The following is a 21364-nucleotide window of genomic DNA, read 5'->3' as shown; positions in this document are numbered from 1 at the left end:
GGATATGAGGGAGGCCGACTCCAAGACGCTCCCGCAGTGCCGTCGAAGAAAGGCCGGCCGCCTAACGCTGGCCGCCGGAGGCCGTGATGCGTTCGCCTGTCAGCCAGGCGGATTGGTCCGAAGCGAGGAAGATTGCGACGCGCGCAATGTCATCGGGCCGTCCCAGTCGGCCCATCGGCAAGGTTGCTCCGATATTTCTGGCAGTCTCACCTTCGATGCCTGCCACCGCCAGACCCTCGGTCTCGGTCATGCCGGGTGCGATCGCGTTGACGCGGATATTGCGGCCCACGAGCTCGTTGGCGAGCGCCTTGGTGATTGTATCCACCGCGCTCTTCGAGGCGGAATAGATGACCGAATTCGGCACAGGATTGGTGCTCGAAATCGTACTAAGATTGATTACGCTGCCGCCGGCAGGGCCAAAGGCGTTTACGGCTTCCTGCGTCGTTAGGAGGATGCTCAGCACGTTGGTGTCGAACTGGCGATGGAATTCTGCTTCCGTCACCTCCTCCAAAGGGGCGAAGCGGTACACGCCCGCATTGTTGACGAGGATACTGGGCCTTCCGAACGCGGTCTTCGTTTCGGCGAACAGCCGCTTAACGTCGGCGCTCTTGCTTACGTCCGCCTGGATCGCAACGGCCTTGCCGTGGCCGCCCAGGATCTCGCCCACCACCTTGTCGGCATCGCTCTTGTTCGACGCGTAGTTGACGACAACGGCCGCGCCCGCCTCGGCGAACTGCCGGGCGATTTCCGCGCCTATGCCCTTCGATGCGCCGGTCACTATTGCTACTTTGCCCCTGAGATTGTCCATGGTCTTACTCCTTTCAGCTTTGTGAACCGCCGTTGAGTGGCGTGTTGCTCAGGAGTTAAATCATGCGCAAATCGGCGAGTAGCGCTGCCGATCTCATATAATGTATACGTATTCCGTATGAATGATCGGCTCCAGCAACTCGCGATGTTCGTTCGCACGGTGGAAACCGGCAGCTTCTCGAAAGTGGCCCGAGAGTTCGGATTGTCGCAACCCTCCGTCTCGCGGACGGTCGCGGCGCTGGAAGAACGGCTGGGCGTCAAGCTACTCACGCGTACGACCCGCGAACTTTCGCTAACTGATGCCGGCGAGGCGCTGCTTTCCCGGGCGCGCGAGGCACTTGCTGGGATCGAAGAGGCGGAGAGCGCAGCGCGTGGGGCGGATCAGTTGTCGGGGATATTGCGGGTGGCTCTGCCGGCGACTTATGGGGTGCGGCAGATCGTACCGCTGCTGCATGGTTTCTTGGAGCGGCATCCTTTGCTCAAGGTCGATCTCATGATGTCCGACCGCTACGAGAATCTCGTCGCAGAAGGCGCAGACATGGCGCTCCGCCTGGGCAACCAGCCGGACTCCAGTTTCGTGGCGCGTAAACTTGCCGCTAGCCGCCGTTTGTTCGTGGCCGCGTCTACCTATCTCGCACGACGCGGCACACCGACAAAACTCGCCGAGCTTAGTCAGCACCATCTCATTGGCGGTCCCAGTGATACGGGCGATCAGAATTGGACCGCCCATCGCGAAGGCGTTACCGAGGTTCAGCCCGTCAGCCCGCGCGTGCGAACCCGCTCTGCCGCAGGTGCTATCGCTTGTGCGAGCGCCGGCCTCGGTATTGCGATCGCATCGAGGTGGATGTGCGCGGACGAGCTTGTCTCGGGAGCTCTGGTTGAAATCCTTCCTGACTACAGCCTCGAGCCGGTGACCGCCTTTGTCGTGTTCCCCGCCGGGCGACGCCCTTCGCAGAAAGCCCGCGCCTTCAGCGACTATCTGGAGCAGGCACTGCGCTAAAAGGCAGAGTGCAGCCGCTACGCTGAGATCGACTGTTCGCCTGGCACTTTGCCGCCATTGAGAGCCGCTTCTGGCGCGCGTTCAGCACGCGCTGGAGCCTAGGAGCAGATCCGGCGCCTTCATGATAAATCGAGGTCAACCGGCCGAAACGCTGAACTCCTCTTGGCGGCACTTCACGGCCGCTACTGACCCAGCGAGACCTCCTCGCCGGCCTGCATAGGAACCGGTGAACAGGCCGGCCTTCAAGAAGGCCAGAAGCTCGCCCTGCGGTGTCTCGACGAAGATCGGCAAGCTCCGCACGGTCCTTCAGTTTTTTGGACATTCAGCGCTTTCTGAGGACGTCGCGCTCCATCGCGCTGACGCAATGTGGGCGAGCCACTCCTCCGGCAAGAGCGACACGATGAACGGTGGCAAGTTGCCTGGGATCGTCTCGCGAATGAGCAGCGTGCCGCCTGTTCGGTGAGCAGGCTTCCACCGCCTCTCGAAACCGTCATGGATCAGCTGTCCAAGCGAGATCCCGTGCCAGGCAACGAGAAACTCCAATGCGGACTTGTTGCCGGCGATTTGCCGGCGTCGGCCCGCGCCGAAAGATAGCGTTCTGCCCCTGCCCTTCCCGACACCAGCTGTTCTCACGGGCGAGCGCCCAAACCGCGTCCGCGGCTGCTTGCGGCGATCCAAACTCACCGATGAGACGCACAGCAAGTTGTGCCCGCATCTGCCCGGGTATCGCACTCGCATGGTCGCCGCGCAGCCGGAACGCTTCCAAAAACCCCTGTCGTGGGGACGAAGCATCGGTGCGCAACTCCCCCATGTCATCTCCAACAACAACGCCCATCGTCGACGGGTGGGCTGGCGCCTCATTTTGAATAATCTCGAGGGTGCGTAGGCGGGTGCGCTGGTTGCGTCGCCCGCTGATAAAAAGCCGCCCGTCCGGCGTAGGTCCGAGCAGAATCGCACTTGCCGATGACAGATACGCCGTTGGATAGAGATAACGTGCGATCCGAACGGCATGGTTCAGGATCGTGGTCTCGATGTCATCGGCAGCATCGACATAGATACCGCGAACGAGCTGAACCAATTCGCCTGCTTGCGAGCGCAGATGGGCATCGTGCGACTTCACGAGGCCTTCAGAAACTTGGCTCCTCTGACGTACAGCTGTGGCATGGGCCGTTTCAATTGGTCGTGCGCGCATTCGAAAACGCCGAGGCATGTTTGCAAGGCGGGCGGCGGTGCCCGATCCGTGGTCCAGCCCTGACTTGGCTTCTCGTACCGATCCAGCGCAGTCTCGGCAGGCAGACGCAGAGTGCTCCACCGGCGGGGCAACCCCACCTCGCTATCCTCTGCCAATTCGAGAGCCATTCATATCGGCACGTCTAGAGTGCAGGCTGCTCAACGCAGCCGTTCAACTCCTTCTCTCAACGCAACACCGGTCGCGCCGCGATCGACGATTGCGGCCTCTTGAAGTTGCTTGTCACGGCGCCCTTGCGCCTGCGTCGCCATCCGGGTTTGCGGTCGGCAATGGCAGGCAGACTCGACCGGCATCGCTGAAGTCGCAAGGGCAGCCGCCCTGCCCTACCAGGATCGCTGCAATGTGAGCTGCCCAATGATCTCAGTGGCTCGATTTCCGACAGAGCCCTTTACGACATGTAAAACTGGATTCCCGTGGATCGATCGCAATCGGGCGCGCCAATGAGGATCAAAAATTGCAGCGCCCCTGTGCGGTTTGAGCAGCGCTTGGCGGATGGCGTCCGTCAGCGCTGGGCGGGTTGGAACCGCCCTGCCAGGCACCGGTCCGCTTGTGCCACCCTCGACCTTTGACTGGCGCGATCTTTACTGCGGTAAAAACTTGCCCTTGTCGCAGAGAAAACATGCATTTAGCCACGCAGCGGCAGAGTCCTGGGTTCAGACGACAAGCAGCCGCTATGATCTCGCTATTCGGCAGTAAGACGCCTGCTGGTGGCGTTAACCTTCTGTTAACCCAAAACTTCTTGCCGGGCTGTCCGAATCGGAGCTTAATGGCGCTTGTTGAATAGTTTCTTCGCAAAAAGCGCCAATTCAGGTTTCGACAAGAATGAATATCGCCATGCGGCTACCACGCTTCGAGTTCGATGACAAAATCCTCGAGCAGGGTGCTGAGATATCGCGACGCCTCAATCAGTTGCGCATGGAGAAATTTCCACCCAACGCGACCAAGACGCTGCGTTCATTTTCGATGGCAGAAGTCGCCCACTATCTCGGTGTGTCGCAAAACAATCTGAAGCGGCTACACCTTGAGCGCAAGGGTCCTTTGCCGGAACAGATGCCTTCCGGGCGCCGCTCCTACACGGCCGCGCAGATACTCGAACTTCGCCATTTTCTGGACCAGCATGGCAGGACCGAGGTCAAGAAGTATGTCCCGCACCGCAAACCCGGCGACAAGCTCCAGGTCGTTGCGGTCGTCAATTTCAAAGGGGGCAGCGGCAAGACAACGACTGCCGCCCACCTTGCCCAGCACTTGGCTCTGACAGGTCACCGGGTCCTCGCGATCGATCTCGACCCGCAAGCCTCGCTGTCTGCTCTGCATGGATTTCAACCGGAACTCGACCGCAACCTCTCGCTCTATGAGGCGATCCGTTACGATGACGAGCGCCGGCCGATCTCCGATGTGATCGTGCCGACGAATTTTCCTGGCCTGGATATCATTCCGGCCAATCTCGAGCTGCAAGAGTACGAGTATGACACGCCGCTCGCTATGCAGGACAAATCCTCCGCTGCCGGCCGGCAGTTCTTCGTCAGGATTGCAAACGCCTTGTCCGAGGTGGACGACCGCTATGACGTGGTCGTCGTCGACTGTCCTCCGCAACTTGGCTATCTGACTCTAACGGCCATGTCGGCGGCGACGTCCGTTCTGATCACCGTTCATCCCCAAATGCTCGACCTGATGTCGATGAGCCAGTTCCTTTTGATGCTCGGCGGCATCTTGAAGACCATCAAAGCCGCTGGCGCGGCGATCGAACTCGATTGGTTCCGCTATCTGATCACGCGGTACGAACCGACAGACATTCCGCAAGCCCAGATGGTCGGCTTCATGCAGTCCATGCTTGCTGGCCAGATCCTCGAAAATCCCATGCTCAAATCGACAGCGATCTCGGATGCGGGCCTGACGAAACAGACGCTCTATGAGGTGGAGAAGTCGTCTTTTACCCGCTCAACCTATGACCGGGCGATTGAATCGCTCGACGCGGTGAATTCGGAGATCACGACACTTATTCACCGCGCCTGGGGACGGACATGACGACGCGGTTTACGGCAGTAAATAGTGGCAATTTTTGCCGTGAATTCAGTCCATTAGCCGCGAATCGGAGCGATTGAATGGCACGCAAGGACATTTTCGGAAGTGTCATGGGTCCCGCATCGGCAGTCGCCGATGCCCAGGACGTCTCGAGCTACGCCGTTCGTGGTGCATCACGGTCGATCATACAGTCGTTCCAGGAGCTCTCGAAGGGCTCAGTCGTCGATCTCGATCCGGATTTGGTCGACACCTCATTCGTGTCGGACCGTATCGACGATGACGATGAAGCGTTTCAGGAGCTGCTGGTTGCAATTCGGGAACGTGGCCAGGATTCTCCTGTGCTGGTCAGGCCCCACCCTGACATTTCGGGACGTTTTCAAACTGTCTTTGGCCACAGGCGCGTCAGGGTTGCCCGGCAGCTGGAACGGCCTGTGCGCGCCGTCGTCAAGAAGATGGACGATAGGGACCATGTCATCGCCCAAGGCCAGGAGAACGCCGCCAGAGCTGATCTGTCCTTCATCGAACGGACGCTTTTTGCCGACCGCATCCTCAAGCGGGGCCATTCGCCTGATACGGTGAAGTCGGCCCTCGCGCTCGACGATACGACCTTCTCGAAGATGCGCTCCGTGACCAGCACCATTCCAGAACAGGTCATTTTGGCGGTAGGGGCTGCCAAAGGCGTTGGCCGAGACCGCTGGTGGCAGCTTGCCAAGCTTATGGAACATCCTGGTGCGGCGGCGAAGGCCATGGAGTGCGTGAGCCGCGCCGATTTCGCGCAGCAAGGCAGTGAGGCCCGTTTTGCCCGTCTGTTCGACCTTGTGAGCGCCTTAGAAAAGCGCCCACGCGCAGCAGCGAAGCCCAAGGAGCGGGCGTGGATGCCCCAGGACAAATCCGTTCAGGCCAAGATCACCGACACGGGAAAAGTGTTTACGCTTGCCTTTAAGTCCAAGGAAGCATTGCCCTTCGGTACATTCATTGCCGGCAAACTCGATGAGCTTTTCGAGGCATTTCGGGAGTCGGAAATGGCGAAGAAAACAGGAGACTAAGACCGCAAAAGAAAAAGGCCCCCGAACGTCACCGTCGCGGAAGCCCTTCTCACGTCTGTAGCAAGCTGAGAATCGCATTTCCCCGAATCACTGTCAAGAGTCGTGGCGCCGTTTCGGCGAGCAGATTTCTTTTGCCTGATTGAAAGGTGAGGGAAATGGAGAGTGGGTACGCGACGACGCCCTTTGGGCGGCGGCCGATGACGCTTGCGCTGGTGCAGGCGAATGCGGCATCACGGGAGATCCCGCAAGGATCTGCTGTCGAAAAATGGCAAGTCTACCGTTGGCTATGTGAAGGTAAGTCCATCATCGGCGTGGGTGACCGCGCCCTGGCAGTGCTGAACGGGCTGTTGTCCTTCTACCCGGATGACCAGGTCAGTGAAGAAAACGGCTTGATGGTTTTTCCGTCGAACGCACAGTTGTCGCTGCGCGCGCACGGCATGGCCGAGTCCACGCTTCGGAGGAATCTGGCCGAGCTGGTGAGTTGCGGGCTGATTGTCCGCCGCGACAGTCCGAACGGCAAAAGGTTTGCTCGCAAGGGGCATGGCGGGAATATTGCGGAGGCATTTGGGTTCTCGCTGGCGCCGCTGCTGACACGGGCAGCGGAATTCCAGCGAGCGGCGGAGCAGGTCCGGTCCGACGCTCTGGCGCTCAAGTTGATGCGCGAACGGATCACGCTCCATCGACGCGATATTCAAAAGCTTGTCGAGGCCGCGATCGAGGAGGGCGCCGCGGGCGATTGGGGGGCGGTCTGGAGACGGTTTAGGGCTATCGTGGAGGCAATACCGCGCAGGGCCGGCCTGTCCGATCTGGAGAGCATCGTTGCAGATCTCGCCGAGCTCCACGATGAAGTGGATAGGATGTTGGAAAGCTTTATGAATTCCACGAATCCTAGCGCCAATGAATCCCATAATGAGCGGCAGCAATCTGATTCAAACACAGACTCTACTTTTGTATTTGAACCAGCTTTCGAAAAAAGCAGGGCGGCGGCCGAGCCAGCATCTCCTCCGGCTGAGAAGCCGAAAGGCTACCCAATTGGACTGGTGCTGCGCGCTTGTCCCGAAATTGCGGACTATGCCGTTAACGGGATCGGAAACTGGCGCGATCTGATGATGACTGCCGCCCAGGTGCGGGGATACCTTGGCGTTTCGCCCTCAGCTTACGAGGAGGCCTGCCATGTGATGGGCCAGGAGGTTGCCGCGATCGTGATTGCGTGCATCCTGCAAAGGGCGCAGCACATCAATTCGGCCGGCGGCTACTTGCGTGTGCTGACCGACAAGGCGAGGGCGGGAGAGTTTTCGGTCGGACCGATGCTCATGGCAGCCCTGAAGGCCAATGGGGCAACAGCAAGAATGACCGGATGATGATGAGCACCACAATTTGTGCGGGCGCTCGACCAAACGACCGCTCTGCCTGTAGATGCTTAGCCGACTTTGTCGTGTGAGACCTTGCCCCCTGCATGTCATCGCACGACCGGGCAACATTCTGATCAACCCAGCTTATGCCGTTTTTTACTGGGCCGCGGCTGTTTGGCTCCTGATCAGGGCAGGGGAGGGGCGTTACAGTCCTGAAGCCACCGGGCTCAAAAATGCTCCAGCCGGCGGCAGAGGCGCGACGGGTGTTTGCCGAACTCGCTACCTCGACATGCTCGCGCGCACGGTCGGCTCGATCGGCGTCCGTACTCGGGCGGTGGCAGCAGCCCGGGCTTGAAAGCTGCCGAGAACTGCCATATCTTTTGCACAAGAAATATGCCTCTCAATATGGTAGGACGAATTCTGTGGCCCCTGCATTCAAGATCCTCGAGCAGAATGGACCTCTCATCTTGTCCTATATGGACCGGAACGGGAAGATTGCGATCGAGCAGGTCGCGGACGGTTTTGGCATGTCCAAGGGCCAGTTGGCCCAGACCGCCGGTCTTGCGCGCGAGACCCTTTATCGCTCAGAGCGCAGCGCTGCGGTAAAGACACAGGGGCGTCTGCGGGAAATGCTCGAGATCATCAGTCGCGTGACGGATTGGGCGGGTGGCAAGGAGCAGGCGATGGCTTGGTATCGGGCTCAGCCGCTTCCAGCATTTGGCGGACGCACCGCTGAGGCGCTGGTGAAGGATGGCAAGGCCGCAGCGGTCCGTGATTATCTCGATCATATGGCCGTCGGTGGTTTCGCTTGAGGTTCGTTGGAACCTGCTACCGGGCACACGATCCACGTTGGGCATTCAAGCCGACTTCCGGCGAAGGGGCGGCGATCAGAGGTGCGCGATTAAATCCCAAAGGCGTGCCGGCGCTCTATTTGGCGCTGACCATCATGACAGCGGTCAAGGAAGCCAACCAGGGGTTCGCGCACCGGATCGATCCTTGCGTGCTGTGTTCCTATGAGATCGACTTCGATGACATCGTGGATTTGACAACGGACGAGGCGAGGGGAGAATTTTCTATCGCGCTCGAGGACATGGCCTGCGCCTGGGCGACGGCGCTTAGCGACGGAGAGCGCCCGGCGTCCTGGTCCGTCTACGACAGGCTGCGGCCTCGGAATATTGCCGGCATTGTGGTCCCAAGTTTCGCGCCGAGCGCCGAGAAGGAGGATCGTAACCTGGTCCTTTGGGACTGGGGTCCGGGTCTGCCGCACAAGGTAGCCGTATTCGACCCAAGCGGCCGGTTGCCGAAGGACCAGCTGTCCTGGAGATAACGCACTTTTCCGCATCCGAAGGGCAGGGGAGGGGCGAGCCCGGCCTATAGTCCGCTCGCCTTTGTGAGGTTGACACGGAAGCGATCGCGTCGGCGCTGATAGCGGCGAGTCATTTCAGCCGAGGCATGGCCGAGCTGCTTTTGCACATAGCGCTCATCGACTTCGGCCGAGGAGGCGAGGCCAGCGCGTAGCGAATGTCCGGCAAAGAGCTTTGCTCGTTCACCTTCCGACAGATCGCCGCGCACGCCGGCCGCCAGCGCAGTGCGCTTGACCAGGCGCGCGACCTCCTGATCGTTGAGCCGATCGGCGCCGACCGCCTTGCCCTGCTTGGTGACGCGCCTGAAGAGGGGACCGTGCGCGATACGGGCGAGCTTGAGCCAGGTCTGCACCGCGACAACCGGGCAGGTGGCATCGGACGACCCGCGCCCGACTTCAACCTCCCGCCAGCCGGTCTTGCCGCGAAGCGAAACCAGCATGCCCTTGTCGAGGATATCGATCCAGCCGCGGCCGTCCTCAGTCTGGTCGCGGCCGACGTCCAAAGCCACGATCTCGGAGCGCCGCAGGCCGCCGGCGAAACCCAAGAGCAGCATGGCGCGGTCGCGCAGGCCGCGCAAGGTTCCGCGGTCGAGTGTTTCTAGCATAGCGGTCAGATCCTCGGGAAGGATCGCCTCCTTCTGCCGGGGCGGGGCGGCGTGCTTGTTGCGGATGCCGGCCATCACGGTGGCGATGTGCCGATCCTTGCGGTCCAGCGGCTGGCCGCGCTGCGTGTAGTTCCAGGTCAGGGATGACAGGCGGCGCTCGATCGTCGCTACCGCCTTTTTGTCCCTTCCAGTGCCCGAAGCCTGCGCGGTGATATAGAGGCCGACGGTCTGCGGGTCCGGCCGCGATGGATCAAAAGACTGGCGCCGGCACCAGGCGCAAAAATGCTTCCAGTCGGCTGCGTAGGCGCGACGGGTGTTCGCCGAACTTGCTGCCTCGACATAATCGCGCGCACGGTCGGCGAGCTTTTCGAGATGCGTAGGCAACGATGTCTGTCGCGGGTCAAGGACCGACGGGAGAGGGGAGGGGCCTTCATCCGACCGCCCCATCTCCATGACGACGTCGACAATGTCCGGCAGGTCATCGGCGTCGATTGCGTCGGTGGACACCATCAAATTACGGGCTTTGCCCATCCAGCCTCGTCCATTCTAATGTCGCAGCAATGCGATTCTTGCGAGCGAAGGTGCGGCCAAAGTCCGGAATTGTCCACCGCGAGCTGTGTGACGGAATAGCTGAGGGAATTGTGTCCGCTCCGGTCTTGGTATCGCATCAGCGGGAGCGCAACGGGCCTGTCCGATCCAGGGATGGCCTCTCAAGGGTGGTCTCTCCTTGTTTTCATGTTCAACATCCTATTCCGTTCAACAGATGGAGATCCCAAGATGACCATACGTGGCGCAGCGACAGCCGCAAGCGAGGAGCGGATCGCCCACACCCGCAACCGTCTGGTGCTTGAGCAGGCGAGGGCGGTCGGCCTGCTTGGCGCGGCCAAGAACACCCGCCTTTCCGGCAGGGTGTCGTCGGAATTGATCGAGGCGGCAGAGAAGCGCGCCCATGTGAGCTCAGACACCGAACTGCTTGAGCTCGCCTTGTCGCGGCTGGCGCTCGAGGATGATTTCGGCGCCCGGCTCGTCGGCCGCAAGGGCAGCATCTCCGCGGACATCGATCTTGGCATTTGATCTAGGCGGCGCACTGCGGTCCCTAAAACCTCAGCGGCGCAGCGCTGGGCTGGAACGGCGACCGGATTCCGCCCTGTCCTGGGCAGGTGACCAGTCGCCCGTCGGCGGCGTATTGCTCCTCGACACCAGCGTCTATCTGGATGTCCTGCAGGGACGCACGCCCGAAGCGGTCGATAACCTTCTGACCTATCGGCTCTGTCACCACTCGGCCGTCTGCCTTGCCGAGCTCAGCCATGTGTTCGGCCGGCTCGATCCGGCGCACCCGACGACAAAGTCGGTCCCGGGAGCCGTTGCAGATACGATTGAGGATATTCCGGCGCACCGGCTGCATGCACCCGACGCCAACGCTTGGGAACGCGCCGGCATGCTGGCCGGCCTGTTGTTCCGGCTGAACCATCTGCCGAAAGGGGAGGGGCATGAGCGCCGCTTCCTCAACGATGCGCTGATCTTTCACCAGGCCGGTATGCTTGGGGCGACGGTCCTGACCGGCAATGTTGGCGATTTCGATTACCTCAGCCAGCTTGTTCCGTCGGTGCGGGTGATCTTCTACCGGGCAGCGCCAGGTTTGCGCCCGCAGGCGTAAAAGCGTCAGTGGGATGCACCAGCGCTATCGTTAGCCGTTCCAGGAAAGACCGTCGCGCTGTGGGATGGTCCGGAGGGTCGCTGGGCGTGAATTTTGGGCTTCTGCTCGACGAAAACGGCCATTCGTCCTTGTAGCCCACTAACGAACGATAATGCAACATTATCATTCGTTTGATATGTGCGACAAGTGCGGCGGTTATGTGCAAATAGATTGCTAAAAGCGCCGCCGTGATTCATCGTGCTTGCGATGATTCTGCGACCCAAACCCTCTCTGTCTCGCCATGGCGTGCTCGGCGGCGCCCCTTCGATCGCACCGATGGCAACGGTGCCGGCTTGGTTGCGCCGGGCCATCCCCGATGCGCAAAGCGGTGCAGGAAAAGATATTGAGGACGTGGCGCTCGTTGCCGGCGCCGCCATCGGCGCACTCGATGCGGTGGTTCGGCGGCAGGAGCGGTGGGCCGGCGCCTGGCGGCAGCGGCTGGCAATTTCGGCGGCCGCGGCAACGGCAAAGCAGGCCGGCCGCGTCGAGGACGAAGCGGCCTTGCGCGATGCCGTATTGCTCACAAGACCGGGCGACAACGTCGGTCCCGCCGGCCTTTTCCTTCTTGCTTGGCGGCGGCTGGCATCTCGGCCAGCGCACGATCTGCTGACGGAGAAAAATGTCGAGGCGGTGCTGGAAGATCTAGGTCTCACGCTCAACGATGAGGCGGTCAGCGACCTGACGGACGATCTGCGACAGCTTGCCGCCAACACCGGCACGGTCGAAACGCTGGTCGGAGTCTTCGCGGTCGCGGAGCGTTACGGCTTCCGGCGCGTTCTCGGAGCCTGGCTTGCCGATGTCTTGCTCGCGCAGCGGCTAGGCTGGACACATGCAATCCCTTTGTTGGGCGCCGAAGTGACCTTAGTTGTGGGTACGGGCCGGGCGCGTCGACCAGTGACTGCCGCTCTGGCTGCCGGCGCCGAAACGGAAGCCGATTGGGCCAAAAGCCTGCTGGCCGCGCAGGCGCGCGCTGCGCTGCGCGCCATTGATCTTTTCGCCGAACTCGAGCGCCGCGCGGAACGGCTGCTTGCGGTTGCGCCGAAACTCAGGGCCAAGGCGGCGGACGTCGTCGTGGAAAAGCTGCTCTCTGACGACTCGATCGTCGCCTCGGAACAAATCGCCGGCATGAGCGATCGCGGCCTGCGCCGCCTGTTTGACCGGCTGGTCGAGCTCGGTGCCGTGCGTGAATTGTCCGGCCGCGCCACCTTCCGCATCTACGGGCTGTGAAGACAATGGCGGAGAGTGCACGTAGGCGAGGAGGGAGCCGGCTAGATGACCGTCGATCAGCTGACCAGCTGTTTGACCGGGAGCTGGATCACCTGCCGCCGGAAGCGCGCTGGCGCGAATGGATGAACCGCGTCGAGGCCACGATCTTTGCGGCCAGCGAGCCAGTCGACCGCGAAATGCTCGCCCGCATCGTCGGGAAAAGCTGCAGCATTGATCTTCTCATCGACGACATCCGCGAGGAGCTGCGCGGCCGCCCTTACGATCTGGTTTCGGTCGCCGGCGGCTGGAAACATTTGACCCGGCCTGCCTATGCAGACGCCATCCGCGCTGCTGTAGGTGGAAGTGGGAAGACGGCCGACCTTACGCAGTCGGAGGTTTTGGTGCTGATGTGCATCGGCTACTTCCAGCCGATTACCCGCGCCGAACTGTCGTCGTTCTTCGGCAAGGAGATCAGTCGCGATTTTATTGGTCATCTGCGCGGTGCCGGCCTGATCGCTTCCGGTCCGCGCAGCCCAACGCCGGGCGCGCCCTACACCTACGTGACGACAAAAGAATTCCTGCTGGAGTTCGGGCTCGACACGCTGCGCGACCTGCCGGATTTCGAAGCCCTCGAAGACGCGGGGCTGTTGTCGAAGGAGAAGCTGCTGGCGGGCGACATCATGCCGGAATTTTCAATCCAGCAAAACTCCAACGGCGAGATCGAAGATTAAATGCCCGCTAGCTATTAGCATCCACGCAGATGGTGGATGGTGCTCGCTCCAAGCGTGAGAAATCGTTGACGGGCGAAAGCGGTTAGGAGTTGGATAGCTGCGCAGGGGGAAGAGCCATGCCGCTCAATCTACGTATCGGGATACTTGTCGTCGGATCGCTCGATTGGGAGAGCAAAAGCTACGGCGGGCATTTTGTCGGAAAGCCGGATCAAGTTCGCATGAAGTGGCGGGAGACACGCCTAAAAGCAGACAAGCGGTCGATCCAATACGTTCGTGTCCCGATCCGGTATGGCCGGCGGTCCTCTAGTCGTGGCAACACCTATACGATGGTTTTCTCGCCTGAGCTTGGTCCACGACTTGGTATTGGCAAAATCTTCCGCTGTCGCAATCCTGCCAACGGCATCGACGATTTGGTGCAGGAGGCCAAAGAACTCTGGAGAGCGGAGCAGCCAAATGGCAACGACGTAATCTCCGCAGGCTGGGGATGTGTCGCGATCCTGACGTCGCCCGGCTTTCTCGACCACGAGGACGCTGCGGATCGAACGAAGCTGCTGGAAGATTGGGCTGCCTTTACGGAAAAGCAAAGCCGTTACGCTGATTTCGCATTTTCCGCCGCCGACCGCGCCGCCGCCGGGGATAGGCCTGTGATTGAAAATGGCCGCCTCAACATCCCTTGGCCGAACTTCAGAAACAACTGGCCGCTCTCGCTGGACGTGGTTCTGCTGACAGCGACCAAACCGAAAATTATGCTGAAGGGAGCATACTGCACCGCGCAAGAGATCGCCGACGCTTGGAAAAAGAACAAGAAGGAAGATTACTATTTTCGCAACAATTTGCTTGCCGGAATTCGAACGGCAGACGATGAGGAAATCAAAACGTATCTAGACGGCTGAAGTGTTGCCGTAGTGCCTTAGGGTCGCATCGCGTCATAGGTTTTGCCAAGGTGCCTTGCGCTGCTGGCTGGACCAACCCAAGCGCCCCATCGTGAGAGAAGGGAGACGCAGTCAGCAAGCATGATCGGAAGAGCTTGCTTGGTCCCGACATGAGGATCGCATCCTCGATGCCGGGTGCTCCTTTTCGAAGTGAGCCTAGTGCACCGTCGAGCCAATCAGGTCCCATGCCGCGGCCAAGGTGATAATTTCGCGATCCAGTGCTGAATAGATTTTGCTTGCACAACCTGATCGTAAGCGAGCTGCAAAGCCGCCAATCGCCTTCGGGGAGTTCGCTTTAGCTCTCAGCTTCCCCGATGTGACTAACGCCGCGGCTAGGCCACGTCGGACGGGGGGACACCCGCCATCAGATCTCTCAAAAGGGGAGCAAGGGTTGGGAGGGGACAACCAAAGATAATACGGCGGCTAGGAAGCCAGGCGCTTTGCAGAGCGACAACCCAGTAGCGAACCCTCTTTTCGCCCTCGATGCGAAACCCAAATATCGGCCCGCCGCTCATGCCAACGACACTGGAGATCTGCAAGCCGTCATCGATCTCTCCAACAAATCGCGGGTAGGTGGTCTGGCGCGTGCCAGGCGGGAGCGTCTCATGTCGCAACACGCGAAACATGGTAGGCGAGACTGCGCCGTTTCCCGAAGCGTCAATCGCGGGCGATGTGAATTCCTGAGGCAGACCCAGCATCGCGTAGCCATCAAAGCAAACTCGGTGCTGGTGAATCCACCGCTCCTCATCGAGTGCTACTGTTCCGTTCTTCGCCAGAAGGTTGGTATAGTAGGGACGCAGAGGAATGGCACCAAAATCGAGCCCCTGTTCATCGTCATCGACGATGTAGAATGGCTCGTTTCTCACATCGAACGGAATTGGATTGTCTGTGACACGGCCTTGAGCGAACGTGTCAGCCAGAACGACATCGATGACTTCGATCCTGTCATCGGCGAGTTTATCCTTGAGATCGGCCAGAACGTGTCCTGCGGTGACGAAGCAGGTGGAGCCTGCGATGTCGATCAGCGTGCCATTGTATGCCGCAAAAGAGAGCGCTTCCTGTTTGGAAGCGCTTACTAAACGATAGGTCACGCAGATCGCCACGAGATGACGGCCGAAAAACTGCAGGCCGTCGCTTTCGCCCCACTCCCGGGTATCGCTGGTCTGATCCATCTGCCGGCTTGAATCCTTCAAGCGTAGCAACCTGCACGATTGGACCTGGCTAGGCAACCTTTGCGGCACACGCGCATCTTGCCTGCAGCGACAGTGCCGCGCGCCAAGCAAGCCCAGCGGCGCGGTCGTCCGCCTCAGGGAATCGATATGGTGGATGTTCTCGTTGCAGCTAATAGGGCCGTGTGGGTCGCAAGGTATCGGTGGGAAGAAAATGCCCGCGGACCCAACGCACCAAATAGTCGACGAGAAACGGTAGATCTTGCACATGCCGTTGAATCGTACGCAGCAACGCAACGTAGTCCGATCGCCCTTTGATCAAGTGCTCGAGCAACAATCCGGTCGCAGCCTGCCGGAATGGGTAAGTAGAACCATCCGACCAGAGGTCACGAAGACACTGTAGCGCCGCCAGCACGTGGGATTTTGGCTCCGCGCCTCGCCCACCTATGACCTCGCACAAAGTCCGGTACAAATATCCCGGTGCCTGGCCTTCGGCGGCGTCGAGTCGAAATGCGCGAGCCAGAGCAATGCCCGAAACTCCAATGTATGTATGGCCGCTATCTACCAAGTCAGCTGACCAGCGAATGAACGTGTCGAAGTCAATATGGCCGTGTTCGGCCGCGACCCCGAACACTTGATGAAGCCATGCACTACGGCTCCATCCCATAATGTGCGCAAACTCCCTGATAGGCCGATCGTCGCTGATCAATAGATGCTTGTTCTGGATGGCCAAGGCTACGCTGTCGAAGAAGTCGCTCTTCCCACCCTGCAAGAATTCAATCAATTCCTTGGGCAGTTCGTCGGTCAGAAGCAACGGACAAACGTGGGCATTGGTTTCGACCCACGCTATCGCCTTGTCGATATCTTCGAGCCAGGTCTTGACGATCTCCGGAGCGACTTCCGTCGCAGCGATCCGTCCGTTGTCGTATTGAGCCGTCTTGAGGCCGTCTTTGAGAGAAAATTGAATTTGTTCACGACGGGCAAGCAACCGGTCAGATACGCTCTGAGGCAGATGAATTCGACCACACGTTGCCTCGATAGTCTCGAGAGCCCTCAACCGCCAGCCTGTCCAGAATGCCAAGAGATCCAGCGTGCATCCCTGGATCGCGTTCTCACGGACGGCGATTGCGGCGGTATCTCGTTCAGCCTCGTTGCCGATCGCGACTTTCAGCGGCACTCCCTGGGACGCCAGCCCAGCTGCGACCTCGATCGTGTCGACGCCGATGCGATGCGCGAGCATAGCAAGTGGCCACGGTCCGTTCGTGTAGGTTTCCTGCTCCTGCTTGACCCAGTCAAATCTTTGCTTCAACTCGGCGATCAGGTCATTGAGTCCGTCGGGTCGCTCAATATCGATTGACACCTTCCGAAACCCAAATATTTCGGGAAAGCGGCCCTCATGATGCTCCATCACGTAGTGAAGTCGGGCGACGTACTTGTGGCGAAGCGCTATAATCTGGCCCGGCCTGCCAGATGGATCCAGGAACCGATCACCGCTTGAAAGTCCTATGAGTGCTCGGACGAGCGGATGGTCAGGCTCCCAGGATTCATTGTCGAGTCGACGGAGATCGGGATCCGGCTCGACCACCAGAAAGAGCCGCTCGCCGTCGTCGTAGCTGAGGTCCACCGCAACGTCAGATGCAACGACTCTAGCATTCCACGATCGATCTTCGTTGTCGGTACGGCCTTCCTCGATGACGAGCGCCGAAAGCGTCATCCATGCCTGCGATCGATCGCGGTTCTCGAGAAAGAGGCGATACGCAAGAGCCGCCGCCCTATCGAGGTAGCCAAAGTGGCCAAGCAAGCTTGCAATTCGAAAGCGATCCTTAAGGCGTCGGTATCGAAGAAATTCCAGGGGGTGATCGAGTTCGGCGACGATCTCCGTCGATTGATTCTGACGGAGCAGGATTTCAATTCTCAGAAGGCGCGCGTCCGCATCCGAAGCATCGAGACTCAAAATCCTTTCGACGGACGCACGCGCCGTAGAGAGGTCGCCAACGTTCCACGCGTGAGTTGCGGTTGCCCAAAGTACGTCGGGTGTGTCGCGCACGATTGGTGCTGCACGCTGGAGCGCATTCCGAAAAGCCTCATCCCGACGGGCCGCGGCGAGGCACTGCAGATACATCGTAGTCAGGGGACCGGGACGGTTCAGGTCGACAGCGCTGTCCAAGAGTGCGGCAGCTTCCTCCGGCAAGTCGTTGTGGCGAAGCTGGTCGGCGACTTGATATCGCGTGACGACATCAACCGTGTCGGGCAAGCCCTCCACAATTTTTCGCAGGCGAGTCGTGATCTCATCATTACCAACGCCGGTTTTCTTGTCACAGCGGATAAGGAGCAACTCAGCCTCGACTTTATCCGTGCCCAGCTGTCGAAGGGCTTCCACCGCCTCCCGCACCCTTCTTTCGTCATCGAGAACAAGCGCGAGTTCGCCGATGAGATGCCATCGTGAGCTTGCCAAGGCAGGGCTCAGCTCGTCCGGATCAATAGCCAACACCCGACCCAATGCTCCCGAGGGGTCATCGAGTGCGACTAGGTCAGCGGCGAGAAACTGGTTCTCGGGATCACGATCGCCTTCCAGCGTCGCCAAGGCATCCTTCGGTCTGCTCTGGCCAATCAGAGATAACGCGAGAAGACGTCGCAGCTGAGGCTCGCCGTGAACGACGGCGGCTGCGCGCTTAAGCAGTGTCTCGCATTCCGCGGGCCGATCCCCCAGCCGCAGGAGGACGCCAGCGTTGTTCAGATAGGCAACAAGATCATGTCGATCGGCAAAGCCGATTTCCAGCATATGTTCCGCAACTGCCTTCATATCGTTGGCCGCGGTGTTGAGTTCATCGGGACTGATCGGGCTACGGGCTCCCGGAACGGTGGCGCCGGATGTCACGACTATAGAGAGCGTTGCAACGGCCCCAATTCGCTTGAATTCCGCGACCTCGGGATGCTTTCGTGCAAGCTGACGATTTCGCTCTGCCCAATCGGAGACGTTTCGACGGCTGTAAAATTCTGCCAGACCGAGATCCGCATGAGTGCTATCGACGAGATCCGGCGGGATGAGCGAATGTGGGTCGCCGGCGAAATCTGATCGCGCCGCTGCTTGGAGTAGATAACCTATCGCATGATCGGCACGCGGCGTACCGGCCAAAGCCTTTTGCGCAAGATCCATGGCCTCGGAATATCGTCCCTGAATCGTCCGGGCCAAGGCGAGATTGGCATTGGCATTCGGATCATCAGGGCGGATCGAATGCGCCGTTTCGAACCGCCGTGCCGCGTCCGGCTCCCGGCCCAGATCGAGAGCCGCCGCGCCCAGGTTGGTTTCAATCCGAAAGCGGGCCCACGGCTTCTTGTCCAGGACCTCCTTCTCTAGCAGCCCAAGAAGTGCCTTCTCCGCAATAAGCGGCTGATCCTCTCCCAATAGATCGCGAAATGTATCGATGCGGGCATGCAACGCCGGATCCTCGCTGGAGAGACTGCTATTCGATGAGCTATCTGTCGGTAAGGAAACAAATCCCATTTGCCGAAGCTGTTCGCCGACTTGCAAGGCAATCTGTCCCGCCAAGTCGCCTGGAGCGCGGTCTCCCGGTAATGGCTGCTGTGGGGCAGACGTGGATACCGAAGCCGGGAAGAAAAAGGCGTACGCCCGCTCATGGAGGGCGATCAGGACCTGGAGCGCTCCCCAACCATAGAGTGAAACCGTCAGGTCGTGGCCCTCTTCCCGCAGGGCTTTCTCAACGGCAACCGCTGCATCGGTCGCATGGGTATCGTCTTCCGCGGTTGTGGCAAAAATGATCTCCTTCAGTGCTGCCTCGAGTTGCAGCGCCGCCCGGCAATCGGAGAGGATTTTCGCCTGCTTGAGCGGCTTTGTGACCCTTCGGCATTGGACGCCGACATAGTGGTTGGGATCGCCATTGCGACGTCCGATTACATCGATTCCGCGCTGATCCTGCCCGCCGCGGCCGTACTCAACGGTGTTCGGGTCGTTCAGCTCATCGCGAAACAAGATCACACACCCGCGCTGCAGCGCCTGCCAATCCTTAGGTTTTGGGATTTCGTGGGCAAGTCGCGTTGATAGCGGCACACTCTGGTCAGATGGTTGCCGGAAGACGCGGCTGGGGAGGTCAACAAGTACCTCGTTGCTGTTTCCCGATTTGCCCTGGTCGCCCGTTTCAGCCATCAGAAGCTGACGCCTACGATCTTTACGCCGATCCGGTCGGCGAGTTCGAGCAACTCGGAATAGATGTCAGAGTTGCCGGTCAAATCGAGCGACGCGCCGGACTGCACCAACATGTTTGCCGGAATTCGGTCGCCAAACAGCATCACCGCGAGAGCCCGGTCGTCCTGCCGAGAAATCCAGCAAAGTCCCTGGATATCTGGGCATTGTGCGTGAATGGCTTCAGCCCAGGGGCGTGTTGCAGGATATCGGTCCTTCTCAGTGTCAATAATCTGGCTGCGCTTGATGCCGAGTTTCCGCAACGCGGTGACGCTCAAATCAGCTAGGACCAAATCCCTCCGTGGCACCACCTGCGAATAGACTTGATCGGCTAGTTTCACCTTGTCGTAAGTCTTCAGGCCTGCGGTGAATGGCACATCGTGGAAGACGGTTTCCATGGCCGCACAGTCGAAGGTCGTACCGCCATAGAGAGTTGGGACACTTGCCCCATTTGCACGCTTTATCGGGCTGAATCGGGCGTTGCCTTTAAAGCCTGGATTGAATTCCGCGCCGGCATAGAGATTCAAATGTATGCGATGGATAGTTTGGTCCGCTGGCCATATCGCTCGCGTTATGTTGTCGTGCAAATCGTTCGATGGGACGGGAACTGGTGTTGTCAGGGGTCCCCGTCCAATCTTTGATTTAGCCATGGAGTGCGCCTACCAACTCATCCTCGGCCGCCGCAAGAACGCGCTCGGGTTGCGCAGCGAGCACATCTTGCGGACGCTTGCCTCCGAGGAAGCTATTAACGGATGCAAACCAATAGGCGAGCCCCCAGTCATCCTTCTTCCCGTGTAAGACGCTCAGAATTTTAGCGAGCGTTTTCATCGGCCGATATCCGGTGGCGGAATCCAGAGCGTAGCCAGGGAAATAGTCTATACCCCGATGCCGAACGGCAAAGATCTGACCCTCTTTCTTCCACTTGTTTGGCTGTGCACTTGGGTTGCTTGTGCTGAACCCAGCCATCTTAGCGATTTGGGGAGCGGTTAGCCAATCGCCGCTTTCCAGCACGGCCTTTCTTGCCTCGGCCGCCATCCGCGCCTCGACAAGCATATGCTGTGGGGGCGGAACCTGAGGGACCAGGGCCTCAATTATCGAGTTGATTGCCTCACGCTGGCGACGCATCAGGATGGTTCGAACCAACGGCGCAATGCTGACGACCGTGTCGGCTAGCGCCCGAACTGCGGGTTCGCTCCCATGCTCGAACGTTAGTGCGATGACCTGCTCCGCTGTCAGCCGATCAAGTTGGTCGCCAACCTGCTTAGGCGTTCCGGTGAGTGCGCCAAATCCCGATAGTTCGATGGTGTCATTAGAAAGTGCCATGATATCCAACTCCGTTGGTTTGGTGAGGGTGATTACATATATAGCATGATAACCGATCTCATCAAGAGTGTCGACTTGAACTCTGGGCTGCCGCTTCATCCGGGCGGTCGGCCTTTCGGGTGATCGGGTGCGCCGCCAAAATTTATCCTGGGCTCACTGCCTTCCGATTCGTCTCGTTATGGCCGCACGTGATATGTTCGTGGTATGTTCGGCACGCATCAGGTAGAGTGTCGGGCAGCGACCTACGGTATCAAGCTAGAATGGTGCGCACGGAAAAAGCCCGATTACGACCGAGCGATTGCGCGGTTTGCGTGTTCGGACGCCGAAGCCGACACCTGGCTGGAGGGTTTTGCCGACGACACCTACCAAGCCAAAGAGCTGCGGTCGACGCGGACGCGGCCGATCACACCATCGAAGAACCCGGCGAGCAGTACTTCAACGCTGCCAAGGATGAAGGCCGTCGTGAAGCTTCGTCGGGGAGGCGGCCGCAAAATATCGGAATTTCGCCCCCGGAAAATCCGACAGGCTGCCGCTGAACGACGTCCCGCAGTGTTTCGTCGTCATAAACTGATTGTACTGCCACAACACCACACGGTCGCCTCCCACTGCACGGCACAAGCCACAAGCGCGCTGTTCCTAGGTAAATTCCAGCAAATTTAGAT

At 59.7% G+C, this 21364-nt stretch carries 18 protein-coding genes; 11 read left to right on the top strand and 7 right to left on the bottom strand.

All coding sequences use genetic code 11. The features are described from left to right. Positions 1–61: 61 nt before the first annotated feature. A complete protein-coding gene (locus tag FJ986_RS19545; protein WP_140499716.1) occupies positions 62–808 on the bottom strand; it encodes a glucose 1-dehydrogenase in 747 nt (248 codons plus the stop codon). Positions 809–925: 117 nt separating this feature from the next. On the opposite strand from FJ986_RS19545, the gene FJ986_RS19540 reads away from it, so the two are divergent. Continuing rightward, complete coding sequence (locus FJ986_RS19540) at positions 926–1807, top strand: LysR family transcriptional regulator (RefSeq protein ID WP_140499714.1); 882 nt, start codon at positions 926–928, stop codon at positions 1805–1807. A 490-nt stretch (positions 1808–2297) separates the two neighbouring features. On the opposite strand, the gene FJ986_RS19535 is transcribed toward FJ986_RS19540, so the two are convergent. After that, positions 2298–2927 (bottom strand): HipA domain-containing protein, encoded by a 630-nt coding sequence (locus FJ986_RS19535; protein ID WP_210239470.1) that lies wholly within the window; start codon positions 2925–2927, stop codon positions 2298–2300. A gap of 951 nt (positions 2928–3878) precedes the next feature. On the opposite strand from FJ986_RS19535, the gene repA reads away from it, so the two are divergent. The 5 genes from repA to FJ986_RS19510 all read left to right on the top strand — a co-directional run bounded on the left by repA (position 3879) and on the right by FJ986_RS19510 (position 8803). Further along, a complete protein-coding gene (gene repA / locus FJ986_RS19530) occupies positions 3879–5081 on the top strand; it encodes a plasmid partitioning protein RepA (protein WP_140499712.1) in 1203 nt (400 codons plus the stop codon). Between the two features lie 77 nt (positions 5082–5158). Then, the gene (gene repB, locus FJ986_RS19525; RefSeq protein WP_140499711.1) at positions 5159–6124 is read left to right on the top strand and encodes a plasmid partitioning protein RepB; all 966 of its coding nucleotides are present in this window, start codon (positions 5159–5161) and stop codon (positions 6122–6124) included. A gap of 155 nt (positions 6125–6279) precedes the next feature. Continuing rightward, positions 6280–7485, top strand: coding sequence for a plasmid replication protein RepC (gene repC / locus FJ986_RS19520; RefSeq protein ID WP_140523080.1), 1206 nt, complete (start codon positions 6280–6282; stop codon positions 7483–7485). 467 nt (positions 7486–7952) lie between these two features. Further along, entirely contained in the window at positions 7953–8288 is a 336-nt protein-coding gene (locus tag FJ986_RS19515) for an MbcA/ParS/Xre antitoxin family protein (protein ID WP_181165405.1), read from the top strand. Beyond that, positions 8285–8803 (top strand): RES family NAD+ phosphorylase, encoded by a 519-nt coding sequence (locus tag FJ986_RS19510; RefSeq protein ID WP_140523085.1) that lies wholly within the window; start codon positions 8285–8287, stop codon positions 8801–8803. Before FJ986_RS19515 ends, FJ986_RS19510 begins: the two co-directional genes overlap by 4 nt. Before the next feature lie 44 nt (positions 8804–8847). On the opposite strand, the gene FJ986_RS19505 is transcribed toward FJ986_RS19510, so the two are convergent. Further along, positions 8848–9975: a site-specific integrase gene (locus FJ986_RS19505; RefSeq protein WP_140523089.1), complete on the bottom strand. Its 1128-nt coding sequence runs from the start codon at positions 9973–9975 to the stop codon at positions 8848–8850. A gap of 246 nt (positions 9976–10221) precedes the next feature. Between FJ986_RS19505 and FJ986_RS19500 the strand changes: the two genes are divergently transcribed. From FJ986_RS19500 to FJ986_RS19480, 5 genes are all read left to right on the top strand, one after another. After that, positions 10222–10518, top strand: coding sequence for a hypothetical protein (locus tag FJ986_RS19500; protein ID WP_140523092.1), 297 nt, complete (start codon positions 10222–10224; stop codon positions 10516–10518). Further along, a complete protein-coding gene (locus FJ986_RS19495) occupies positions 10508–11101 on the top strand; it encodes a type II toxin-antitoxin system VapC family toxin (RefSeq protein WP_140523095.1) in 594 nt (197 codons plus the stop codon). Before FJ986_RS19500 ends, FJ986_RS19495 begins: the two co-directional genes overlap by 11 nt. Positions 11102–11347: 246 nt before the next feature. Beyond that, on the top strand, positions 11348–12367 hold the full coding sequence (locus FJ986_RS19490; RefSeq protein WP_140523097.1) for a DUF1403 family protein: 1020 nt from the start codon (positions 11348–11350) through the stop codon (positions 12365–12367). 5 nt (positions 12368–12372) lie between these two features. Next, positions 12373–13077, top strand: coding sequence for an SMC-Scp complex subunit ScpB (locus tag FJ986_RS19485; RefSeq protein WP_181165401.1), 705 nt, complete (start codon positions 12373–12375; stop codon positions 13075–13077). A gap of 116 nt (positions 13078–13193) precedes the next feature. Continuing rightward, positions 13194–13970 (top strand): hypothetical protein, encoded by a 777-nt coding sequence (locus FJ986_RS19480; RefSeq protein WP_140523100.1) that lies wholly within the window; start codon positions 13194–13196, stop codon positions 13968–13970. Between the two features lie 371 nt (positions 13971–14341). On the opposite strand, the gene FJ986_RS19475 is transcribed toward FJ986_RS19480, so the two are convergent. The 4 genes from FJ986_RS19475 to FJ986_RS19460 form a co-directional block, all read right to left on the bottom strand. Then, on the bottom strand, positions 14342–15181 hold the full coding sequence (locus FJ986_RS19475; RefSeq protein ID WP_140523103.1) for a hypothetical protein: 840 nt from the start codon (positions 15179–15181) through the stop codon (positions 14342–14344). A gap of 169 nt (positions 15182–15350) precedes the next feature. Beyond that, positions 15351–19343, bottom strand: coding sequence for a tetratricopeptide repeat protein (locus FJ986_RS19470; protein ID WP_140523105.1), 3993 nt, complete (start codon positions 19341–19343; stop codon positions 15351–15353). Beyond that, positions 19343–20029 (bottom strand): RES family NAD+ phosphorylase, encoded by a 687-nt coding sequence (locus FJ986_RS19465; RefSeq protein ID WP_140523108.1) that lies wholly within the window; start codon positions 20027–20029, stop codon positions 19343–19345. Before FJ986_RS19465 ends, FJ986_RS19470 begins: the two co-directional genes overlap by 1 nt. Further along, complete coding sequence (locus tag FJ986_RS19460) at positions 20022–20801, bottom strand: hypothetical protein (RefSeq protein WP_224656323.1); 780 nt, start codon at positions 20799–20801, stop codon at positions 20022–20024. Before FJ986_RS19460 ends, FJ986_RS19465 begins: the two co-directional genes overlap by 8 nt. Positions 20802–21364: the final 563 nt, after the last annotated feature.

This window comes from Mesorhizobium sp. B1-1-1, assembly GCF_006442955.1.
Taxonomy (GTDB): domain Bacteria; phylum Pseudomonadota; class Alphaproteobacteria; order Rhizobiales; family Rhizobiaceae; genus Mesorhizobium.
The sequence above is the reverse complement of the archived record's forward strand: the minus strand, read 5'-3'. Positions and strand labels throughout refer to the sequence as shown.

Excerpts from the sequence above, each read along its gene's own strand:
- FJ986_RS19545 (WP_140499716.1), bottom strand. The coding sequence starts at position 808 with ATGGACAATCTCAGGGGCAAAGTAGCAATAGTGACCGGCGCATCGAAG.
- FJ986_RS19540 (WP_140499714.1), top strand. The coding sequence starts at position 926 with ATGAATGATCGGCTCCAGCAACTCGCGATGTTCGTTCGCACGGTGGAA.
- repA (WP_140499712.1), top strand. The coding sequence starts at position 3,879 with ATGAATATCGCCATGCGGCTACCACGCTTCGAGTTCGATGACAAAATC.
- repB (WP_140499711.1), top strand. The coding sequence starts at position 5,159 with ATGGCACGCAAGGACATTTTCGGAAGTGTCATGGGTCCCGCATCGGCA.
- repC (WP_140523080.1), top strand. The coding sequence starts at position 6,280 with ATGGAGAGTGGGTACGCGACGACGCCCTTTGGGCGGCGGCCGATGACG.
- FJ986_RS19515 (WP_181165405.1), top strand. The coding sequence starts at position 7,953 with ATGGACCGGAACGGGAAGATTGCGATCGAGCAGGTCGCGGACGGTTTT.
- FJ986_RS19505 (WP_140523089.1), bottom strand. The coding sequence starts at position 9,975 with ATGGGCAAAGCCCGTAATTTGATGGTGTCCACCGACGCAATCGACGCC.
- FJ986_RS19500 (WP_140523092.1), top strand. The coding sequence starts at position 10,222 with ATGACCATACGTGGCGCAGCGACAGCCGCAAGCGAGGAGCGGATCGCC.
- FJ986_RS19490 (WP_140523097.1), top strand. The coding sequence starts at position 11,348 with ATGATTCTGCGACCCAAACCCTCTCTGTCTCGCCATGGCGTGCTCGGC.
- FJ986_RS19485 (WP_181165401.1), top strand. The coding sequence starts at position 12,373 with ATGGCGGAGAGTGCACGTAGGCGAGGAGGGAGCCGGCTAGATGACCGT.
- FJ986_RS19480 (WP_140523100.1), top strand. The coding sequence starts at position 13,194 with ATGCCGCTCAATCTACGTATCGGGATACTTGTCGTCGGATCGCTCGAT.
- FJ986_RS19475 (WP_140523103.1), bottom strand. The coding sequence starts at position 15,181 with ATGGATCAGACCAGCGATACCCGGGAGTGGGGCGAAAGCGACGGCCTG.
- FJ986_RS19470 (WP_140523105.1), bottom strand. The coding sequence starts at position 19,343 with ATGGCTGAAACGGGCGACCAGGGCAAATCGGGAAACAGCAACGAGGTA.
- FJ986_RS19465 (WP_140523108.1), bottom strand. The coding sequence starts at position 20,029 with ATGGCTAAATCAAAGATTGGACGGGGACCCCTGACAACACCAGTTCCC.
- FJ986_RS19460 (WP_224656323.1), bottom strand. The coding sequence starts at position 20,801 with ATGAAGCGGCAGCCCAGAGTTCAAGTCGACACTCTTGATGAGATCGGT.